The 19419-nt window shown below is 42.7% G+C and carries 23 protein-coding genes; 8 read left to right on the top strand and 15 right to left on the bottom strand.

From position 1 onward, the window contains the following. Positions 1 to 98: 98 nt before the first annotated feature. Positions 99 to 611 (bottom strand): acyl-CoA thioesterase, encoded by a 513-nt coding sequence (locus tag ACZIX4_RS05885; RefSeq protein ID WP_463334684.1) that lies wholly within the window; start codon positions 609 to 611, stop codon positions 99 to 101. 93 nt (positions 612 to 704) lie between these two features. Beyond that, positions 705 to 1667 (bottom strand): HU domain-containing protein, encoded by a 963-nt coding sequence (locus tag ACZIX4_RS05880; RefSeq protein ID WP_463334683.1) that lies wholly within the window; start codon positions 1665 to 1667, stop codon positions 705 to 707. A gap of 99 nt (positions 1668 to 1766) precedes the next feature. Between ACZIX4_RS05880 and dprA the strand changes: the two genes are divergently transcribed. The 3 genes from dprA to ACZIX4_RS05865 all read left to right on the top strand — a co-directional run bounded on the left by dprA (position 1767) and on the right by ACZIX4_RS05865 (position 3475). Then, the gene (dprA, locus tag ACZIX4_RS05875) at positions 1767 to 2870 is read left to right on the top strand and encodes a DNA-processing protein DprA (protein WP_463334682.1); all 1104 of its coding nucleotides are present in this window, start codon (positions 1767 to 1769) and stop codon (positions 2868 to 2870) included. 68 nt (positions 2871 to 2938) lie between these two features. Continuing rightward, positions 2939 to 3181 carry a type II toxin-antitoxin system ParD family antitoxin gene (locus tag ACZIX4_RS05870; protein ID WP_463334681.1) on the top strand — a complete coding sequence of 81 codons (243 nt, stop codon included), beginning with the start codon at positions 2939 to 2941 and terminating at the stop codon, positions 3179 to 3181. Beyond that, complete coding sequence (locus ACZIX4_RS05865; protein ID WP_463334680.1) at positions 3182 to 3475, top strand: type II toxin-antitoxin system RelE/ParE family toxin; 294 nt, start codon at positions 3182 to 3184, stop codon at positions 3473 to 3475. Between the two features lie 62 nt (positions 3476 to 3537). On the opposite strand, the gene ACZIX4_RS05860 is transcribed toward ACZIX4_RS05865, so the two are convergent. The 5 genes from ACZIX4_RS05860 to ACZIX4_RS05840 form a co-directional block, all read right to left on the bottom strand. Further along, positions 3538 to 4233, bottom strand: coding sequence for an ABC transporter ATP-binding protein (locus ACZIX4_RS05860; protein WP_463334679.1), 696 nt, complete (start codon positions 4231 to 4233; stop codon positions 3538 to 3540). Positions 4234 to 4261: 28 nt separating this feature from the next. Further along, positions 4262 to 5734, bottom strand: a complete 1473-nt coding sequence (locus ACZIX4_RS05855) for a DUF5687 family protein (RefSeq protein ID WP_463334678.1) — start codon at positions 5732 to 5734, stop codon at positions 4262 to 4264. A 62-nt stretch (positions 5735 to 5796) separates the two neighbouring features. Next, positions 5797 to 6492 carry a hypothetical protein gene (locus tag ACZIX4_RS05850; RefSeq protein WP_463334677.1) on the bottom strand — a complete coding sequence of 232 codons (696 nt, stop codon included), beginning with the start codon at positions 6490 to 6492 and terminating at the stop codon, positions 5797 to 5799. Between the two features lie 3 nt (positions 6493 to 6495). Next, positions 6496 to 7113, bottom strand: a complete 618-nt coding sequence (locus ACZIX4_RS05845; RefSeq protein ID WP_463334676.1) for a hypothetical protein — start codon at positions 7111 to 7113, stop codon at positions 6496 to 6498. A gap of 18 nt (positions 7114 to 7131) precedes the next feature. Continuing rightward, positions 7132 to 7479, bottom strand: a complete 348-nt coding sequence (locus tag ACZIX4_RS05840; RefSeq protein ID WP_463334675.1) for a PadR family transcriptional regulator — start codon at positions 7477 to 7479, stop codon at positions 7132 to 7134. A gap of 128 nt (positions 7480 to 7607) precedes the next feature. Here ACZIX4_RS05840 and ACZIX4_RS05835 point away from each other — a divergent pair, with 128 nt between their 5' ends. Next, entirely contained in the window at positions 7608 to 8660 is a 1053-nt protein-coding gene (locus tag ACZIX4_RS05835; RefSeq protein WP_463334674.1) for a 2Fe-2S iron-sulfur cluster-binding protein, read from the top strand. 110 nt (positions 8661 to 8770) lie between these two features. On the opposite strand, the gene ACZIX4_RS05830 is transcribed toward ACZIX4_RS05835, so the two are convergent. Together ACZIX4_RS05830 and ACZIX4_RS05825 are read right to left on the bottom strand one after the other, a co-directional pair. Continuing rightward, the gene (locus ACZIX4_RS05830; RefSeq protein WP_463334673.1) at positions 8771 to 9829 is read right to left on the bottom strand and encodes a glycosyltransferase family 9 protein; all 1059 of its coding nucleotides are present in this window, start codon (positions 9827 to 9829) and stop codon (positions 8771 to 8773) included. A gap of 92 nt (positions 9830 to 9921) precedes the next feature. Continuing rightward, on the bottom strand, positions 9922 to 10527 hold the full coding sequence (locus ACZIX4_RS05825) for a DUF4254 domain-containing protein (protein ID WP_463334672.1): 606 nt from the start codon (positions 10525 to 10527) through the stop codon (positions 9922 to 9924). A gap of 66 nt (positions 10528 to 10593) precedes the next feature. On the opposite strand from ACZIX4_RS05825, the gene upp reads away from it, so the two are divergent. The 3 genes from upp (at position 10594) to ACZIX4_RS05810 (ending at position 11857) form a co-directional block, all read left to right on the top strand. After that, entirely contained in the window at positions 10594 to 11247 is a 654-nt protein-coding gene (gene upp, locus ACZIX4_RS05820; protein ID WP_463334671.1) for a uracil phosphoribosyltransferase, read from the top strand. A 95-nt stretch (positions 11248 to 11342) separates the two neighbouring features. Next, positions 11343 to 11573 carry a hypothetical protein gene (locus ACZIX4_RS05815; protein WP_463334670.1) on the top strand — a complete coding sequence of 77 codons (231 nt, stop codon included), beginning with the start codon at positions 11343 to 11345 and terminating at the stop codon, positions 11571 to 11573. Beyond that, positions 11564 to 11857, top strand: coding sequence for a type II toxin-antitoxin system RelE/ParE family toxin (locus tag ACZIX4_RS05810; RefSeq protein WP_463334669.1), 294 nt, complete (start codon positions 11564 to 11566; stop codon positions 11855 to 11857). Before ACZIX4_RS05815 ends, ACZIX4_RS05810 begins: the two co-directional genes overlap by 10 nt. A gap of 3 nt (positions 11858 to 11860) precedes the next feature. On the opposite strand, the gene ACZIX4_RS05805 is transcribed toward ACZIX4_RS05810, so the two are convergent. Beyond that, positions 11861 to 12790 carry a DUF6427 family protein gene (locus ACZIX4_RS05805; protein WP_463334668.1) on the bottom strand — a complete coding sequence of 310 codons (930 nt, stop codon included), beginning with the start codon at positions 12788 to 12790 and terminating at the stop codon, positions 11861 to 11863. A gap of 57 nt (positions 12791 to 12847) precedes the next feature. On the opposite strand from ACZIX4_RS05805, the gene ACZIX4_RS05800 reads away from it, so the two are divergent. Continuing rightward, positions 12848 to 13078, top strand: a complete 231-nt coding sequence (locus ACZIX4_RS05800; RefSeq protein WP_463334667.1) for a DUF6341 family protein — start codon at positions 12848 to 12850, stop codon at positions 13076 to 13078. Here the strand turns inward: ACZIX4_RS05800 and purD are convergent, their stop codons facing one another. The 5 genes from purD to ACZIX4_RS05775 all read right to left on the bottom strand — a co-directional run bounded on the left by purD (position 13079) and on the right by ACZIX4_RS05775 (position 19413). Then, positions 13079 to 14350 (bottom strand): phosphoribosylamine--glycine ligase, encoded by a 1272-nt coding sequence (gene purD, locus ACZIX4_RS05795; protein WP_463334666.1) that lies wholly within the window; start codon positions 14348 to 14350, stop codon positions 13079 to 13081. A 46-nt stretch (positions 14351 to 14396) separates the two neighbouring features. Further along, complete coding sequence (locus ACZIX4_RS05790) at positions 14397 to 15797, bottom strand: undecaprenyl-phosphate glucose phosphotransferase (RefSeq protein ID WP_463334665.1); 1401 nt, start codon at positions 15795 to 15797, stop codon at positions 14397 to 14399. Positions 15798 to 15835: 38 nt separating this feature from the next. Further along, entirely contained in the window at positions 15836 to 17161 is a 1326-nt protein-coding gene (locus ACZIX4_RS05785; protein WP_463334664.1) for an O-antigen ligase family protein, read from the bottom strand. Further along, positions 17097 to 18209 carry a DUF1972 domain-containing protein gene (locus ACZIX4_RS05780; RefSeq protein WP_463334663.1) on the bottom strand — a complete coding sequence of 371 codons (1113 nt, stop codon included), beginning with the start codon at positions 18207 to 18209 and terminating at the stop codon, positions 17097 to 17099. The genes ACZIX4_RS05785 and ACZIX4_RS05780 overlap by 65 nt, the downstream gene beginning before the upstream one ends. A 70-nt stretch (positions 18210 to 18279) precedes the next feature. After that, entirely contained in the window at positions 18280 to 19413 is a 1134-nt protein-coding gene (locus ACZIX4_RS05775) for a glycosyltransferase family 4 protein (protein ID WP_463334662.1), read from the bottom strand. Between the last annotated feature and the right edge of the window lie 6 nt (positions 19414 to 19419).

The following is a 19419-nucleotide window of genomic DNA, read 5'->3' as shown; positions in this document are numbered from 1 at the left end:
TATTTTTTTTGAAACTATTTATATCTGTTATGAAAAATATTACGGTTTGTTTTAAACATAGTAACAAAAAAAACGCCTCTTATAAGGAGGCGTTTTAATTATTCTGTAAAGAGTGCTTTTAATTCGGTAGCATCGTTTGGTTTCATCTTACCGGCCAGCACCAGGCTCAGTTGCTTGCGGCGTAGTGCAGCTTCAAAACGTTGTTTTTCAAGGTCGGTTTCAGGCACAAGTGGTGGCACAGGTACCGGCCTTCCGTATTCATCTACCGCTACAAAGGTATATATGGCCTCGTTTGCTTTTGTCTTTAGTCCGCTAACACGGTCTTCAATCCACACATCTATATAGGTCTCCATGCTGGAACTGAACGAACGGCTCACTTTAGCCTCAATAGTTACCACACTACCCAGTGGGATAGAATGGTTAAACGCCACATGGTTTACCGATGCCGTAACTACTATACGGCCGCTGTGCCTGCGGGCAGCTATACTGCCGCAACGGTCCATACGGGCCAGTAGCTCACCGCCAAAAAGATTGTTTAGTGGATTGGTTTCGCCCGGCAATATGATGTCGGTCATTATACAAACTGAGTCTAAGGGGTGTTTCGGCTGCATTATGTTTCGTGCAATATTTGTTCTGTGGGCAAAGATACTGTTAACGAACGGGCAAAAAAAATCCTCCGCATCGGGAGGAACTTTTTTATCAGATTATTGCTTATTTACAGAAATCCAGGCATCGTTATCACCCTTTTGGTGTATTTCATTAACATATTGCTGTGCTTCGGCATAGGTAGCAAAACTGCCATAGGCCACAGGGACCAGCCCGTTTTTGTTCAACTCAAGCCTGTGCGCCTTATAGCCCTTACCTATAAGGTCTGCCATAACTTTTTCAATATTGGCCTCGCTCTTAAAAGCACCGGCTACAACGTGGTACGGCAGGTTTATCGCAATTTCTTCAGCTTTAGTTTCATCCTGTTTTACAGGAAGTGATACTGCCGGAAACGGATTTTCTATAATAAACGTAGCCTTTTGTATGTGTTGCTCTACTTTTGCCTGAACCGCATCGTGCACGGCCAGTGTTTCGGCAGCAGACTGCCTGTCGATATAATTTTTGTAGCCAAAAAGGCCTCCGCCTATAAGCAGTGCAAATACTGCAGCATATTTTATAAAGCTATAATCGCGCTTACGTTCCGGTGTAAAGATGATTGGGGCTTTTTCTTCCAGTGCTTCTACTTCCGCTTTCAGCTCTTCACGCTTAATTGCAGGTGAAATTACGGTACTTAGCCCGAAAGCATCGGTAAGGTAATTCACAGGAGTATCGGGAGTAAATACAAGGTTACCCTCAGTATTCAGACCTATTTGTCCTATGTTTTTAAGGAACAGTACATCAAGGCTGTTCAGGCTGTGTTTCCACTGCTTTACGGTTTCGGCTACGGCAGCCACAGCGGCATCGTATGAAATTTTTTCGGTTTGTGCGATGTGATTGGCCAAAAGCCCGTCATTATTTTTTACATTCGCATTAAACGAAACCACCTTTTTAGGAGGATAGAAAGTATGCGATACTGCATTAAGCTGTGCAGGGAGTATCTCGGTAAGGAAAGCTCCGAAACCGGGAACGGTTACGCACTGGTAGCGGTACAGCAGGGCCGATATGTGTTTTTCTATCTTCATAAAAGCAAAATTAATCATTGAGGGGGTTAACCAACATTTTATTCACAAATTTTATTAACAATGAGCAAGCGGCTGAAATGCTGTTAATTATATTTTTTAATGAACCAACCCGATTTATTTAATACCCTGGCCCTGTTAAAGATAGAGGGTGTAGGCGATATTGTGGCAAAAAAGCTGATAAACCACATGGGCAGCGCCGAAGCCGTTTTCAGGGCGAAAAAACAACAGCTTTTAGCCATAGAAGGTGTGGGTGAAGTCCTGTACAGGAACCTGCAAAATAAGGACGCTTTTAAGCATGCTGAAAGCGAACTGAGATTTATCGAGACAAACAATATCAATGTCAGTTTTTACAAAGATGCCAATTACCCCGAACGGCTGAAACATTGTATAGACGGCCCTGCGCTGTTGTTTACTTCAGGCAATATAAACCTTGAAGGACGCAAAACCCTGAGCATTGTAGGCACGCGCCAGATGACTGCCTATGGTGCCGATTTCTGCCGTAAGCTGCTGGAAGACCTTAGCCCGTTAAACCCGGTTATTATTAGCGGTTTTGCTTACGGGGTTGACATACATGCGCACCTTGTGGCGATGGACCTTGGCCTGCAAACCATAGGTGTTGTGGCACATGGCCTGAACCAGGTATACCCCAAGCCACATAAAAAATACGTGGCCCGTATGGAACAGAACGGTGGTTTTATGACGGAGTTTTGGAGTAGCAGTAACCCTGACCGTGAAAACTTCGTAAAGCGAAACCGTATTGTGGCGGGCATTAGTGAAGCTACTATTATTATAGAGAGTGCCGAAAAAGGCGGTTCGCTTATTACGGCCAATGTGGCTAACGACTACAACCGCGATGTATTTGCCCTACCCGGGCGTATTACCGATAAGTACAGTATGGGTTGTAACGAACTGATTAAAACCCAGCGTGCCAACCTGCTTACCGGTGCTGCCGATATTATATACATGCTGAACTGGGAACTGGAAGAAAAGAAGCTGGCCCCGGTGCAAAAGCAACTCTTTATTACTCTGGAACCCGAGGAGCAAAAGGTGTATGACTTTTTGCAAAAGAACGGTAAGGAACTGCTGGACATCATTGCCCTGAATTGTGACATGCCGGTTTTCAGGTTGTCGTCGTTATTGCTCACTATGGAACTGAAAGGAGTGATACGGCCATTACCTGGTAAATTGTTTGAGGCGGTGTGAGAATAAAATATTCACTAAAGAAATAATATGTTACCATTTTTTGGTAACTTAGATTAAAGTTTGTTTTTATGGGAAAGAACACGTCAATATCGTTAGGAAATCACTTTGAAGATTTTATAGAACGCACCGTAACTAATGGTAGGTTTAATAATGCAAGCGAGGTAGTCCGCGCCGGTCTTCGTCTACTTGAAGATGAAGAGAATAAGATTATAGCATTGAGGAAGGCAATACAGGAAGGTAGAGATAGTGGTGTTGCTGAAGATTTTGAACCTAAAAAGTTTTTAGAATCTTTAAAAGCCAGAAATAAATAGATGGCTAAATATCGTTTTTCTAATAAGGCACTTGACGACTTAATTGATATTTGGGATTATACGGTTAGTGAATGGTCTGAAAATCAAGCTGAGAAATATTATAATCATATATTAATATCCTGTGCTGATTTGGCTGAAAATCCTCAACTCGGAAAATCGTATGATGTTTTATCAATAAATGTCTTGGGGTATAAGTGTGGCCAACATATTATATTTTATTACGAAGTTTCAAGAAGTGAAATAATCATTGATAGGATATTACACGGAATGATGGATTTAAAGAGCAAAATATAATAACAAAAATCCCCACAGCTAACTGCTATGGGAACACATATATTATTAAAAACTCCTGAAGGTTACACTGCAAAAAATTCTTCCAGTTCCTTCAGCGTTTCGTCTGAGGTATAAATATCTTTTACCACCTGCCCTTTGTGCATGGCTACAATGCGGTCGCTCACCTCTGTGGTATGTGCCAGGTCGTGGCTGCTTACCAGTATGGTTACGTTCTTATCATCGGCCAGTTCCCTGATGATTTTCTTCAGCCTGAACTGTGTGGTAGGGTCCAGGTTGGCAAACGGCTCATCCAGAATTATCAGTTCGGGGTTGCCAATTAGTGTAGCTATAATACCCACCTTCTTCTGGTTACCCTTGCTCAGGTCGCGCAGGTATTTCTTTTTGCCTAAAATTTCATCATTGAAAAAATCGGTATGCTTAGCCAGCAATGCATCTACGGTTGCTTTGTTTTGCCCGCGAAGGTCGCCTATAAAATAAAAGTACTCCTCAGGGGTAAGGTATCCTATAAGGAAGCTTTCGTCCAGGAAGGCTGCCGTAAGCGGCTTCCAGTCCTCACTTTTGTTAACCTGTATATTGTTTATGGTTACGTGCCCCTCCGATGGCTCTATAAGGTCGAGCAGCAGGCTGAACAGCGTGGTTTTGCCGGCGCCGTTATTGCCCACAAGGCCAAAGCTTTCGCCTTTGTTAATAGTAAGTCCGGGTATGTTTAGCACCACGGTGCCGTTATATGCTTTTTTAAGGTCTTGAATCTGTATCATGGTTGTAATGACGGTATTGCTTTAGTAATTAGTCTTTTTGTTTGTACGCGGCTATTGTGTCGTACTTCTCTGATTTGTAAATACGCTCTATACCCCTGAAGGCTGCCTTGCGGAATACCAGCCCCAACAGGCCCGCAGCGGTTACAAATAAAAACCCGGCCAACGGGCTTATTAGTATCTTACCAAGGCTGAACAGTAACATAGGCAGCAGCATTTTTGGTAATGATATAAGCATCACCTTTACGTTAAACGCCTGCTTGTTGCCAAAAGCCTGTTTGGCACTGGCCAAATCTATCGGGGTTTTTACGTAAGCACCACCCAGCAGTACCAACAGTGAGTTTACACCTATATTAAATATAGCCCCCGAAAGTATCATGAGGTATACCTCTACCCCAAAGTACAGGTAGAACGAACAAATCAGCGTACTTACTGCCACCGCCGTAACCATAAGCCACCACTTACTGGCTATGTACTGGCTGTACGGTATGTTCTGGCTCATCATAAGCGGGTAGTAAGAACTGTCCCAACTCGGTACGAACTGCCCGAAGGTAAACATGAAACCACCGGTTACAAATATGGAAGCAAACATTTTCATAGGGGTATTGTCATAAATTTCTATAGCCCCGGTGTAAAATATAAGCCCGTAGAATATAAACAGCCCACTCATTACCATTGTAGCTTTACTGCGCTTGTTCCGCAGTATAAGCCTAAGGTCGTTTTTAAGGAACGTGCCCATTTTGCCAAAGCGATTCAGGAAGGTGTAATCCTTACCACTTGCAATTTCTGATTTTGATTTAAGGCCGGTATCCAGGTACAGTTTTTTACCAAAGTATTTATGGCAGTACCAATACAAGCCTGCAAAGGCCGCCACCGGAACCAGTATGGCATAGTAGGTAGTGTATAGGCTACTGTAAAGCACTCCTGTAAAATGGGTAATATCAAAATAGCCGTAATAGTGCAGTGCACCCAGCCCCGCAAGTAACCCAAGGAATCCTATGAACACAAAGTCGTTGTCGTTCATAAGCAGGTTTAGCAGGTTGTTTATGTATATCAGCAACCAAAGCCCCAGCCACCAGAATATAGCGCCCAGCGGGTCTTTACCATTAATAAGCAGTGCAATGTTAAACGGCACCATGATAAACAGGTGCACTATTGTAAAGAACGAAAAGAATGATTTGCCCAGCACAAAGTTTACGATGGTACTGCGCTTTATGGGCAACGACAGTAGCGGACGGGTGTTAAGCACCGGCACCTTTTGCAACAAGGCACGGATAACCATATCGGCCAGGAAATAATAAATAAGGAAGCGGCTTACTACCGTAACCGGGTCTTTGTGCATTTCTTCGCGGATGCCATAATATGCCGCAAAACTCATAAACAAAAACATAATGCTGTAAATGGCAGCCACTATGCCCAGTATGATTTTTATAGCCATATTAGTGCCAAAGGAAGCCGAGCGGGTAAAGGCCTTCCATTCTAGCCAGAGGAATTTTTTAAACATAGTGTAATGATGGTTTTGAAAGATTAGTACACTATGCACTACGAAAGTTACATATTTTGATGCTAATTTTCAAAAGCGTACTCGGGGTAGGTCTCTTTTAAATATGCATCGGCTTTAGCAGGAATAACAAAAAGCACAATATAATTGTGTAACAAAACAAGGGTAAACTCACCCGAAAGTATCCACTGGGCTATTTCTCCAGGACCGTAAAAATTATCGGTAAAGGAAAATGATATACTGGTAAATATCAGTATAATTGGCATTGTTGTACTCTTGTATATAAGCTGTTCCAGCAGCCATACCCTTTCTTTTTGGTGCAGCCGTTTTTCAAAATACTTTTTAGAAAATTTAAACTTCACAGCACAGGCAAGCTGTATTGCAAGCATTGAAAACTGGAAAAGCGGTACTTCAGTATCAATCAAAAAAATATTATGCAGCAAAAAGAACAACGCCACAGTAACTATAAGTTTTGGAAATGTAAAGAATGAAATAAAGCACTGCTTTACAAACCTCATATGTTTCTTTAAAAGCGATTTGGTTCGCGCAATCACCAACCCGGTAAAACCGTTTCTTTCAAACTTGTTATAGGCAGCCCTTAGCGCGATGTCAAAATCAGGGTTTTGGTTGTACTGCCATTGGCTTTCTATGTCGTTAGCCAGGTGGTCTACCAACTCTGTTTGCAGGTCGTAATACGGCACACCGTTATTTTGTACAAAGTTATATAGCTGTTCTATCTCGTATGCTGAAAGTTTAGCCATCCTTTAGTTTATAAAACGTGCCTTATATTGCCTGTTAAGCCTGTAGCGGGTAACATACATAGTCAATACATATACTAAAAACACAGAGAACATACTTAGCACTACCCAGGGTTCTGCGTGCTTTAGCAACGGGTTTACAACCAGCAACAGTATATACACCATAAGCCCGGGGCCATTTATAGCCTTATGTGCTACCGAATATCCTCTGCGTTTTGTAATCACTGCAATAGCTGCCGGAAAAACAGCCACAAAAAAGAGTAGAGAAAACACAACCTGAAGGCCGTCTTTTACAATTTCGAGCCCATAAATACCGTAAAGCTTATATGATGCGAAACCTATTGCCGCTAAGGCAGCAAGCATATACGGGCTTATCAGCGTACGTCCAAAAAGTTTAAGAGCCCGTTTACCCGCAAGATTTGCAAAGGCATTGCTTTGCTGTAGCAGCTCATCCTTGTGTTGCAACATAAAATCTATAAAATTTTGCATAAAATCACCTTCCTGATGCTCTAACGCGGTGGCAACGTGGTCGGTCATCTCAAAACGTATGTCTTCATAAACTACCCCTATATTTTCAAGATATTTGTCTATAAAATGGATTTGTTGGTTTGTAAGTTTTGGCATAATATAAAAGTCGATTGATTAAAACTGAAGGTCAGGATTAGGTGCCGGGTTTACCAGCGTTTGCATATTGCGGATAAACTCTTCCAGTTCGGCAAGGCGGTTTATGGTTTCCTTCTGCCCCTGCTCGGTAAGTTTATAGTACTTCCGCAGGCGGTTGTCTACGCGCTCTACCTCTACATCCAGCACGCCATCGGCTTCCAGCTTGTGCAGTGCCGGGTACAGTGCGCCTTCGGTAATGTTCAGTTCGCCTTTGGTTATCTGTTTCACTTTCTGGGTAATTTCATAGCCATACATGCGGCCGTTTTCTTCCAGCAGCTTCATTATTATGGTAGTAAGGCTCCCTTTGTACAGTTGTGAGTTTTTCATGTGCTGATATTGGTATTACAAACATATACATAAAAATCTTATGTATAACATTCTTAGGTATTATTTTTTTACCAGATTTTATTTCCAGTGGCGGAATGCGTATTTTTGCAGCAAACAACGAACAGATAATGTCAACATTTTATCCACTTATAATAAAAGACATCCGCAGGGAAACCCCCCACGCGGTTTCTATAGCCTTTGGCATACCCAAAAACCTTGCAGATGTGTACAACTTTACTGCAGGGCAATACATTAATATTAAAACCCACTACGAAGGACAGGAAGTGCGTAAGGCATATTCTATATGTTCGGCACCGGGCAGCGGCGAACTGCGTGTGGCCATTAAGGCTGTAAAAACAGGCGGTTTCTCGGCTTTCGCCAATGAAAAACTTGCCGTAGGCGATACTATGGAAGTGGGTATACCGGAGGGTAAATTTATCTTTGAACCAAAACCCGACAGGCAACGTAACTATGCCGCATTTGCAGCAGGTAGCGGTATTACACCGGTTATGAGCATACTGCAATCGGTACTTATAAACGAGCCGGAAAGTACTTTTGTGCTGGTATACGGCAACAAGACACCCGAGGACACTATTTTCCACAGCCAGCTGGTACAGCTACAGGAAGAGTACCTGGGCCGCTTCTTTGTGCATTTTGTATATAGCCGTGCCCATGCGGGTGAATCGCTTTTCGGGCGTATAGAACGCGCAGCGGTAAACTTTGTACTGAACAACAAGCATAAAGAGAAAGAATTTTCTAAATTCTATCTGTGTGGGCCTGAAGAAATGATACTTACCATAAACGATGTGCTTAAGGAACACAACGTACCGGAAAAGAATATTAAGTTTGAGTTATTCTCTACCCCTATTGCCGAGAAGAAAATTGAGGCCGACCTTAGCGGGCAAACCAAGGTTACCGTATTGGTAGACGATGAGGAAACTACGTTCTTGATGCCGAAGGAAATCACCGTACTTGATGCTGCACTAAAACAGGGTGTAGACGCGCCTTACTCTTGCCAGGGTGGTATATGCAGCAGCTGTATGGCGCGCATAAAATCAGGAACGGCGGAAATGAAAAAGAATGCCATACTTACCGACGGCGAAATAGCCGAAGGCCTTATACTTACCTGCCAGGCACATCCTACATCGGCTGAACTGTATATAGACTTTGACGATGTGTAGTGAGTCGTAAAGTCTAAACTCATAAAGTTAAAAAGCCCGTGGAGAGTTATCTTCACGGGCTTTTCTTATTTGTTGAGTCTACTCAGCCTAAGGGCTTTCGACTTTCGACATTATGACTTTAAGACTTCCTCCACTTTATTTATAACCATTTGTGGTGTTATGGTGCGCATGGCATCTTCATAGCCGGGTACTACCTTATTACCATACACAGATGTAGGCAACATAGGGTAATGTTCCCTATCGGCTGTTAGCGAATGGCTTAGTGGTTGGTTATACGGTACAAATCCCGAGTACGGGTGTGTGGCTCCCCACAGTGTAATAACCGGTACACCATACATGGCAGCCATGTGCCCGTTGGCACTATCCATGCTTATCATTACGTTAAGGTTGCTTATTATTTGTAGCTCCTGTTTCAGGGTGAGTTTACCACCTGCTATTACCACAATATTTTCATGCCCGGCAGCCATTTTCTTAAGCTTATGGGCTTCATCACGGCTTCCGCCAAACAGGAACAGTTTAGTGCCTGGCCTTTGTGCTAAAGTGTCTATCACTTCCTGCATCAGGTCGGCAGGATATACCTTGCCGTCATGCTGGGCAAAAGGAGCTATACCAACCCATGAGCCTGTTTTGGGGCCGCTGTATTGTTGTATTTCATCATTCAGGGCCGGTTTAGGCAGCAGTGCCGTTTCATCTAGCTTTACAGGGAAACCCAGTTGTGCAAATACATCGGCATGGCGGTATACTATGCGCGGTAGCGGTTCAAACTTTTTATTTGCAGCGGCCGTAAGGGCTTTCTGCTCATCACGCAGCTTATCTATTGTCGCAGTCTTTTTACCCTTCCAGGCGAAAAGCCTTGCAATTATTTTAGATCTCAGCACATTGTGCAGGTCGGCCACGGCATAAATGTGTAATGCCTTCAGCTCCCTGTACAGCCTTAAAATCCCAAAGAATCCTTTGTGGTGCTTGCCAAAATCAGCCGGGTAGAAGCTTACATGCGGAATGCTATCGAAAAACGGTTTAAAGTTTTTGCGCGATACCACCGTAACATGCACGTTAGCGTGCTGCTGTACCAGCGCGTGGAGTACAGGTACCGTCATGGCAACATCGCCCATTGCCGAAAAGCGCAATACCAGCAGGTGTTTGTAGTGTTTATTTTTAGTGGGGGACATAAGCGGTCGGTCTTATGTTAGTTTATTTTGGATGGGGCAAAATATTAGTACCTCCCTGCCTGTAGCAGAGAGGTACTGTATGTAAAAGTCCGTTACTTCTTACCTTGGTACAACACAGGGTTAAGTTCCTCGTCGTTGTACATTTTCATCTGCTTGTACACTTTCATGTACTTATCGCCATTTTCTATATCGGTAAGCAGGTCGTCTATAGCAGTGCTAAGATCTTTTTTCTGCTCCAGCAATATGTCCAGTTTTTCCTGGCATTTTGCACGGTGCTCCGGTGAGGCATCAGGGCGGTTAGCCTCCTCAGCCATGTGGTATATTTTAAGCGCCAGGATAGAAAGGCGGTCTATGGCCCATGCCGGGCTTTCAGAGTTTATCTTGGCAGTAGCCTTAGGCTGCACGTCTTTATACTTGTCCAGGAAGTAACTGTCTATGTATTCTACCATATCGGTACGTACCTGGTTGCTGGCGTCTATTTTACGCTTCAGGTCCAGTGCAGCTACCGGGTCTATGTTCGGGTCGCGTACTATGTCTTCATAATGCCACTGCACGGTATCTACCCAGTTTTTTGCATATAGCAAATGCTCTATTTTGTCTTTACTGAAAGGGTTATTAATAGGCTGTTCCACACTGTCGTACAGGTGGTAATCTTTTATACTTTGCTCGAAAACGGGGAATGCGAGTGCTGAAAACATACTTTTTATTTTTTTACAAATATAGTTTTAATACTTTTATAACACCAATACAAATTTTTTCGCAAAATGCAGGTTCATATTCTATCAGAAAGCAACAGTATTTTAAAGCATTTCCTGTCCCAGCTGCGCGATGTTTCGGCACAGAAAGACAGCATGCGCTTCCGCAAAAACGTGCACCGCATAGGCGAAATCATGGCATACGAGATAAGCAAATCGTTGCATTATGAACCCTATGAGGTAACTACGCCACTGGGCAGCAAGCACACCGAAAAGATACAGCACGGCATAGTGGTAACCTGCGTATTGCGTGCCGGCCTGGCACTTCACGAGGGGCTTATTTCATTTTTTGATGATGCAGAGAATGGTTTTATCTCTGCCTACCGCCACCACCCTAACAATGACGATTACTTCGATATTGTAACCGAATACAAGGCAGCTCCCTCACTGGAAAACAAAACTGTAATTATTGCCGACCCCATGCTGGCTACAGGCCTGAGCTTACAGGCGGCCTGCGACAAGCTCCTGGAAAATGAGAAACCAGCAGCGGTACATATAGCTGTGGTTATTGCCGCACCTGAAGGAATTGAGTTTTTGCAAAAAACACTCCCTGATCATTTCCACCTGTGGGTAGCCGATGTAGACAGCCACCTGAACGAAAAGAAATATATAGTACCGGGGCTGGGCGATGCCGGGGATTTAGCATATGGGGTTAAGTTGTAGTTTTTTCTTAGAATATTTATGTTTTGAAAAGCCATAGGGCGCAACGACTGTGATTGAATCATTTTCGTATATTTGTTCTTATTAAGATATGTATCATGGATTTAGCAGCAAGAAAATATCATTTTATACAAGAATTAGCCAATGTAGACGAAAGCCTAATGGATAAACTGGAGATTTTATTAAAATCGTATAAAAAAGGATATGACTGGGCTGATGAATTGAGTGAGGAAGAAATTGCAGAAATAGAATCCGGTATTGTGGAGGCCGACAAAGGCAATTTAGTACCCCATGAAGAAGTCATGAAAATTTTTGATAAATGGCATTAAAAATTTTATGGACTGATGACTCAGTAAAAGGAGTTGCCAAAGTTGTAAGTTATCTCGAAGAAAATTGGACACAGAGGGAGATAATTAATCTTGAAAATAACATTCGAGATGTATTATCAAAAATCGTTTCAAATCCTGAGCTTTTTCCGAAATCATCCAGATTAAAAACTGCCCATAAAGCAATTGTTGACAAGAACAATTATCTGGTTTACAAAGTCAATCTAAAGAAAAAACAAATCCAGGTTGTTAGTTTCAGGGGTACTAAGCAAAAACCACGTCATTAGCTTTTACATCTGTGCAAAGAAGATAAAGAACGCTACAGCAACTATACTGTATACTACTGCTTCACGTGTCCAGGTAACTTTTTGGCTTTCAATAAAGTTGGCTCCCATAATGGCCAGCGGCGCAAACGTGAAAATCAGTATACTGTTGTTCTTATGGCTGCTGAGGATATAAATACCCACCCCTATAAGGAAAGAATACAACACCTTTTTGTGGCTGGACTGCATGTTTAGCGGCTTGCTGCTTATAGAAGTTACATAAGGGAATACCAGTAGCGCCGCAATTGATGCATAGAGTGACAGTGCTATATTCTGGTATATGTTTTCGAAATAGGTAAAATCAAAACCCGGTACCATTTCGTCAAACAGGTGGCTAAACAGGTTGTGCCCTATCATAAGCCCTACCATAACGTAAATTACGGTTACAGCTACCAATGCTATAAACGGTATAAGCCAGTTACGATAGTCTCGCGCCACGTGAAAAACAATGGACACAAACACCAAAGCAAGGTAAATAATACACCAAAAGTGGAAAATTGATGCTGCCAATATCCAAAAGGCAGCATCAAATATTTTTTCTTTAGGCGAAATGAGCGATTGTAATGATATAAGCCTACGTAGGGCCAGTAACAGGAAAAAGTTTGCTACTATGATTTTACCATTGCCCAGCGTAGTAGGAAACAGTATATAGAACAGTATAAACAACAGCACTGCATAGCTGTTTGCTTTGCTCAGGTTATTGCGCAGGGTAACAAACCCCACCAGCAACACCGATGCACAAAGCAGCAGCAGTAAACCGGCTTTTTCGCCCAGTTTAATGGGGTCATTCAGCCAGGCCATGTCCTTTACCAGGAGCAACCCATAGAACAAAACCAGGGTAATGCCCAGCAAAACGTAATTTATAGGCCTTGTTTTACTAAAAATATTTGCCAGCATGCGGTTATTTTATACTTTTGTGACTGTTACTTATTAATATAATACATTACAAACATAATGAGAGCATTTTTTGAAGGCCTTGGATCACTGTTTACAGACTTCCTTTTCATTCCGCTGGACTTTTTACGCAAGCTTGAACTGAAAAGCTGGTGGGCTGCAAACACCATCACTTTTATATTCATCATCATTTGCTGTGTAGCTTTTGTTTACTGGCTAAAACAGCTTAGCATATTTAAAGCTAACAACGACGACGACCAGGATACTACGGCCCACTCATTCCTGTCTTAATTACAGGTCGAAGCCGATATCTTTCCTATAATACATCTTATCAAAATGTAGTTTCGCTATATTTTGGTAAGATTTTTTTATGGCTTCCCTAAAGTCATTATCGTATGATGTTACGGCTATTACACGGCCACCGGCAGTTACTACTTCGCCGTCTTTCAGGGTAGTACCCGCGTGGAATGCTATACTGCCTTCTACGTTTTCAAGGCCGGTAATTACTTTACCTTTCTCATAATCTTCAGGATAGCCACCGCTTACCAGCATAACGGTTGTAGCACTGCGCTCATCTATTTCAAAAGCTACTTCATCAAGCTTCTGCTGGCCCATAGCCACAAATATCTCTACAAGGTCACTCTTAAGCCTCGGTATCACCACTTCGGTTTCAGGGTCGCCCATACGTACGTTGTACTCTATTACAAACGGGTCGTTACCCACTTTTATAAGCCCAATGAACACAAACCCTTTGTAGTCTATATTATCGGCTTTAAGGCCCTCTATAGTAGGTTTTACAATACGGGTTTCTATCTTCTCCATAAACTCGGCATCGGCAAACGGCACCGGGCTTACAGCGCCCATACCACCTGTATTAAGGCCGGTATCGCCCTCGCCTATACGCTTATAGTCTTTAGCGGTAGGCAGCAGCTTATAATTTACACCATCGGTAAGTACAAAAACACTGAGTTCTATCCCGTCCAGGAACTCCTCTATAACCACCTTGGCACTTGCATCACCAAATTTTGCATCCACAAGCATGTTGCGTAGCTCTTGTTTGGCTTCCTCAAGGTCGGCAAGTATAAGTACGCCTTTACCGGCGGCAAGGCCATCGGCTTTAAGTACGTAAGGAGCTTTTAACGTTTCAAGGAACTTACAGCCTTCTTCCACAGTATCCTTAGTAAAGCTGTCATAGGCCGCCGTAGGGATGTTGTTTTTTATAAGGAATTTTTTAGCGAACTCCTTGCTGCCCTCCAGTTGTGCACCGTACTGAGACGGGCCTATAACCGGAATATTGGCAAGTTCGGCATCGTTCTTAAAAAAGTCGTAGATACCTTTTACCAATGGGTCTTCAGGGCCTACCACAACTAATTTTACGTTATTAGTAAGCACTGCCTGTTTTACATCGGCAAAGTTAAGCGGGTTTACAGCAAGGTTAGTAGCTATGGCTGCGGTACCGGCATTACCGGGCGCTACAAAAAGGGTATCGCACAGTGGGCTTTGCAGCATTTTCCATGCCAGTGCATGTTCCCTTCCGCCGGAACCAAGTAGTAAAATGTTCATGAGTATCAGATTGTGTGTTTATGTTCGTATTGCAAAGGTAGCATTTTTAGTAGGCTTTCTCCTCGCCCATAAAAATGTTTACCACCGTTTGTACAATGATTTTAAAATCCAGCAGCATCGACCAGTTTTCTATGTAAAATACATCATATTTTATACGGTGAATCATATCCGAATCTGTGGCTATTTCACCACGGTAGCCTTTTACCTGTGCCAGCCCGGTAATACCCGGCTTTACATACAGGCGCACCATGTATTTTTTTATGCGCTGGCCATACAGGTTGTTTTGCGTCCACAGGTGCGGGCGCGGGCCTACAATGCTCATTTCTCCACGCAGTACGTTAAGGAACTGCGGAAGCTCATCTATACTGGTCTTGCGGATAAACTTACCCACACGGGTTACGCGAGGGTCATTCTTTGTAACCGACTTCTCGGTGGTTTCATTTATCTGCATGGAACGGAATTTCCAACAGAAAAACTCCTGCTCATTTAGCCCCGGACGGCTCTGCTTAAAGAATACCGGGCCTTTAGACTCCAGCTTTATAAGCAGTGCCATAAGCGGTGTAAGCCACGACAACAACAGTATAAAAACAGTTAGGGAAAAAGCAATATCAAACAGGCGCTTTACAATTTGTGCGGTAGGCTCATGCAAAGCTGTTTTACGCAATGAAAGCACCGGGAACATCTCGTAGTGGTCTATGCGCAGGTTTTTGGAAAATATCTCGCGGGTATCGGGGATAAACTTTATGGTAACGTTGTTATCATCGGCAAATTCTACCAGGTCCTTCAGCTGCTTGTCGGTAACTTCACCCAGTGAGCAGTATATTTCGTCTACCTGGTTATCCAGCACATATTGCCCTACAGCTGCCATACCGCCTACAACACCCTGCTGGCCTTTCTTTTCAGAAAAGAAACCTTTAAAGTGGTAACCATAATCTTTAGAGGTCTCAAAAAAGTCTTTCAGCTTAAGGGATTGTTCCGAATGCCCTATAATAATTACATTGCGGTAATTACTGCCGGTAGCTATGCGATATTGCTTCAGGTAATAGAACAGGCTTATTTTAAACAATGTTACCAATGCAAGTACACTACCTGTATACATAACAACCGTTTCGGCAACGAACGTAGTGTGCTTTGCAAACGGGAAAAACGCTATACTAACCAGTACAAACAAAGCTCCCTGGCGTACCAGTTTAGAAATTACCTGTACAATACTTGTATAGCGGTATACTTCATAAAAACCTGAAAAGTATGCTATAGCACCCCAGCATACATTTATGTACAGGCCAAAGTGTGAATTATTAAGGTTTTGCCCGGCAAAAACAAACGGGAATATAAGGTTTATTATCAGCAGGTCGAATGTGATATTGAAAAGCCTTATGTACTTTGAATAACCTTGTGTCCCGGTTGCGTGCATAGTGGTATCTATCTGTTCAATAATCTCTTCCATAATTAATTAGGTGCCGGGGCACCGGGTTTTCAAAATCATTATGCTTCCTTAGCTTTAAGGGCTGCCCTTCGGGCCGCAAAAGGCTGCATGGTATTAAACATACAGTAGAAAAGCGTAAAGAATACTACTCCCCTTTGCCTCCAGATAAATGATTCGGTCAAAAATACGCTTATCATCAAAATTGCGAAAGCAATGTGTATAAAATATTTGTTCTGTATGCCGTTTTTAAGATTTACCAGCAGCATAAGCACTACCAGTATAAAACCCACAATACCCAGGTCTGCAAATACTTCTATGTACTGGTTGTGGAAGTTCATCTTATTATACGGCATCAGTGCATCGCTATCGTGGTATACATTGTGCTCTAAGCCTTTCTGCTCTATTTTTATTTTGCTTCCGCCAAGGCCATAACCGGTAAACAGTATAGGGTCTTCCGCCAGCATTTCGGTAAAAATACGCGCTTGGTAGGTGCGGAAAGCCGTACCGTTAAAGTAGCAGTTAGGGTCAAATTTATCCCTTGTAGCAGCTTCTTTTACAGTAACCATGTGTATGCCCTGGGAGCTTATAGATTCATCTACCTCAAATTCATGCGAAAACCTTTCGTGTATTTTACCAAAATAGCCCAATACCAAAAACAGCGCGAGGAAGGTAAGCAGCGATACCGTCCTCACTTTCTTTGAAAAGCCTGAGTAAGCAGTATAATATAATACTACAATGAACAAATCTATTATAATGAGATTTTTAGACGACAGCAGGAAAATAAACAACAACAGGAAACCCATGGCGCCATAACCCCAAAAGGTTTTGGTTTCTTTGGCAAGGAATATTACAAACGCCATAGAAACCAGTACCGAAAGGTAAATGGCATTTACATTAAATGTAGATAGCTCATGGTAAAAAAACACCTCGGGGTTTCCGGTTTGTACAAATCGTACAAATGCCCTTATAAGGAAACCTATGCATATTGCACACATACCCAGGCTGTAGTTTTTCAGTATGGCATCTACACTACGGCCGCTAAGCCTGTTATTCACCATAAAGGCGATGGGTATAAATATAAGCGAAGCCTCCTTACCCAGTGCCTTAATGCTTTCGTGGGCATTTACAGACCAGCTTGCAGAAAGTGCCATAAGCAGGAACAATGCCGCCGGAAGCGCTACAGAAAACGTAACCGAAAAATCAGTTTTGCGGGCCGAAAGCAACGAGCAGGCCACAAACAATATTACGGCAATACTGTTGTATGCATACCCCATGGGTATGGTAAGCGCCGAAAGCGATATAAGGAATATGAGGAGTTTTTTACCCGGCGTGAGGCCTATTCTTTTCAGCAAGGCATTCCTCGAAAAATTGTAAATATTGCCCATTAACTTTGTCCCAGTTAAAATCCTGAACTATTGCATTATAATTATTTTCTACCATGTGCAGGTTGTCTTCCTTTTTAAGGCTTTTTACCAGCGAAGCCACCTCAGCACTATTAGCAAAATAGTAGGAGTTATCTTTTAAGATACCCTTGTTAAAATCATTATTGTGTGCCAAAATAAAGGCCCTGCTGGCCATAGCCTCTAACAAAGACGGATTTGTGCCCCCTACCGAATGCCCATGGAAATACAGGTTTGAATAATAACGCAGGTTATTTAAAAAACTTATATTAAAAATACCGCCCGTAAAACGGATGTGGGTATGCTCTTTATATTTTTCTTTAAGGTATTCGCCATGTTTTGTAGTATGCGTACCCACTACCAGTACAGTACTTTTATCTCCCGATTCTACCAGACCCTGAAGTGCCATGTCAATGTTGTTTTCAGGCTCAAAACGGGCTATAATCATGTGATATTTACCCTTTTCTACATTGTAGTCCTTAAGTATAGCATCATCCGGCGTATTAAACGGATGCGCACCATACGGTATATAGCAGCTGTCTTTATTGTATTTGTTTTTAAGGAACGACTGTATTCCCAGTGAGTCGGCCACCAGGAAGTCGCTGCTTACTGCCGCAAGCCTTTCGGCAAATTTAAGGAACTGCTGTACCGGCTTAGAATACTTAGAGCGTTTCCACTCCAGCCCGTCCATATTGGTTATTGTAACCGGCTTTTTCGGCAGCATAAGAAACCATACCGAGTTACTGGTGTAGCCCAGTTGCAACAGCACGTCAAAATCGTGCTTGCGCGAATCTTTAATACAGTTATAATCGTATATAAACTGCCCGAATGTACCATACTTGTATTCCGGATCGTGTTTATGGATAAGGTTTACGCCCTTAAACGTCTTTTCCTGGTAGGGGTGGTTGTGCGAGTTGTACACGTATACATCGTGTCCCTTTTCGGCGAGATATACAGAAAAATACTCAGCAAACTGCTCAAAACCACTGTAATGGTTCGGTATGCCCCTGGTTCCTACTATAGCTATTTTCATTTTTTACAAAAACGCAAAGATATGTTTTTTACAAGTCTGCTTTCAGGTATCATTCCCTAAAGCAGCAATTTTATGATTTTAATATTTCTGTTATCCCTTTAACATAATTTTCCAGCGTAAACACTTCCGTGGCACGCTCATAGCCGTTTTGGGCAAATGTATCACGCAGTTGAACATCGGCAGCAAGGGTAAGCAGTGCATCTGCCAGGGCTTTGTTATCAAGAGGTTCAGCTAACAGCCCTGTTTCGTTTTGTACCACAATTTCTTTAAGCCCACCGTGGTTTGCAGCTACTACCGGTTTCTTATTCAGCATCCCTTCCAGTGCTACCAGCCCAAAGGGTTCAGGTTCTGTAGAAGGCACAACTACTATACTGGTGACGTCCCAAATAGGTTGCAGCTTTTTTGTAAACGGTATTATGGTCACCTTATCAGTCATACCGTTTTGGGCAATAAACTGTTCCAGTTCTTCCTGGTAATATTCCTGTCCCGGTACCGGTGACCCGGCAAAGATGAGCTTAATACCAGATTCCTTCATATATTCGGCATAAGCATCCAGCAACCATTTGTGCCCTTTAAACCAGCCTATGCGGCCTAACAGCGTTACTACCACATCATCAGGATTAAACCCCTGTAGTGGCTCATATTCATAAACAGGCTTCGGCTCAGTATCAAGGCCGTTGTGTACTACTACACATTTGGCATCAAGCCCTGGTACACGGTTTGCCACATTATCTTTTGTAGCATATGAGTTACAGATAACCTCATCTGCATTTTTATATAATGCTTTCGCAAAAAAGTTTGCTACAGGCGCAGGCTTCTGTATTATTTCGTGCACGTGCCATACATGCTTTATGTTACGCTTACGGGCATATACCATACCCAGCAGCACCGCAAGGGTATTAGAATATACTACATGGAAATTATAGTGTGCATGCAGCTTATCCAGCGCTTTTACGGCTGTACGGTAACCTGTAAAAAACTTCAGCAGGTTTACGGGTGTAAACATTTTGCGGTATACTTTTAGTACCGGCAGTATAACTACCTTTATGTCCAGCTTTTCAAGCTCGGTTTTCAGCGGGCCTTCAAAAGGCAATACCACAACCGGGAAAAACTCATCGCGGTTCAGCTTTTCTAACAATACCAGCAGTGTCTTATCTGACCCGTACAATTCTGCCGACTGGTGGATAAAAAGTATATTCTTCATGGCTGT

Source organism: Flavobacterium niveum, from assembly GCF_055231775.1.
This window is presented reverse-complemented; position numbering and strand designations above follow the sequence as displayed.

Coding starts and splice junctions, on each gene's coding strand:
- ACZIX4_RS05885 (WP_463334684.1), bottom strand. CDS start 611: ATGCAGCCGAAACACCCCTTAGACTCAGTTTGTATAATGACCGACATC.
- ACZIX4_RS05880 (WP_463334683.1), bottom strand. CDS start 1,667: ATGAAGATAGAAAAACACATATCGGCCCTGCTGTACCGCTACCAGTGC.
- dprA (WP_463334682.1), top strand. CDS start 1,767: ATGAACCAACCCGATTTATTTAATACCCTGGCCCTGTTAAAGATAGAG.
- ACZIX4_RS05870 (WP_463334681.1), top strand. CDS start 2,939: ATGGGAAAGAACACGTCAATATCGTTAGGAAATCACTTTGAAGATTTT.
- ACZIX4_RS05865 (WP_463334680.1), top strand. CDS start 3,182: ATGGCTAAATATCGTTTTTCTAATAAGGCACTTGACGACTTAATTGAT.
- ACZIX4_RS05860 (WP_463334679.1), bottom strand. CDS start 4,233: ATGATACAGATTCAAGACCTTAAAAAAGCATATAACGGCACCGTGGTG.
- ACZIX4_RS05855 (WP_463334678.1), bottom strand. CDS start 5,734: ATGTTTAAAAAATTCCTCTGGCTAGAATGGAAGGCCTTTACCCGCTCG.
- ACZIX4_RS05850 (WP_463334677.1), bottom strand. CDS start 6,492: ATGGCTAAACTTTCAGCATACGAGATAGAACAGCTATATAACTTTGTA.
- ACZIX4_RS05845 (WP_463334676.1), bottom strand. CDS start 7,113: ATGCCAAAACTTACAAACCAACAAATCCATTTTATAGACAAATATCTT.
- ACZIX4_RS05840 (WP_463334675.1), bottom strand. CDS start 7,479: ATGAAAAACTCACAACTGTACAAAGGGAGCCTTACTACCATAATAATG.
- ACZIX4_RS05835 (WP_463334674.1), top strand. CDS start 7,608: ATGTCAACATTTTATCCACTTATAATAAAAGACATCCGCAGGGAAACC.
- ACZIX4_RS05830 (WP_463334673.1), bottom strand. CDS start 9,829: ATGTCCCCCACTAAAAATAAACACTACAAACACCTGCTGGTATTGCGC.
- ACZIX4_RS05825 (WP_463334672.1), bottom strand. CDS start 10,527: ATGTTTTCAGCACTCGCATTCCCCGTTTTCGAGCAAAGTATAAAAGAT.
- upp (WP_463334671.1), top strand. CDS start 10,594: ATGCAGGTTCATATTCTATCAGAAAGCAACAGTATTTTAAAGCATTTC.
- ACZIX4_RS05815 (WP_463334670.1), top strand. CDS start 11,343: ATGGATTTAGCAGCAAGAAAATATCATTTTATACAAGAATTAGCCAAT.
- ACZIX4_RS05810 (WP_463334669.1), top strand. CDS start 11,564: ATGGCATTAAAAATTTTATGGACTGATGACTCAGTAAAAGGAGTTGCC.
- ACZIX4_RS05805 (WP_463334668.1), bottom strand. CDS start 12,790: ATGCTGGCAAATATTTTTAGTAAAACAAGGCCTATAAATTACGTTTTG.
- ACZIX4_RS05800 (WP_463334667.1), top strand. CDS start 12,848: ATGAGAGCATTTTTTGAAGGCCTTGGATCACTGTTTACAGACTTCCTT.
- purD (WP_463334666.1), bottom strand. CDS start 14,350: ATGAACATTTTACTACTTGGTTCCGGCGGAAGGGAACATGCACTGGCA.
- ACZIX4_RS05790 (WP_463334665.1), bottom strand. CDS start 15,797: ATGGAAGAGATTATTGAACAGATAGATACCACTATGCACGCAACCGGG.
- ACZIX4_RS05785 (WP_463334664.1), bottom strand. CDS start 17,161: ATGGGCAATATTTACAATTTTTCGAGGAATGCCTTGCTGAAAAGAATA.
- ACZIX4_RS05780 (WP_463334663.1), bottom strand. CDS start 18,209: ATGAAAATAGCTATAGTAGGAACCAGGGGCATACCGAACCATTACAGT.
- ACZIX4_RS05775 (WP_463334662.1), bottom strand. CDS start 19,413: ATGAAGAATATACTTTTTATCCACCAGTCGGCAGAATTGTACGGGTCA.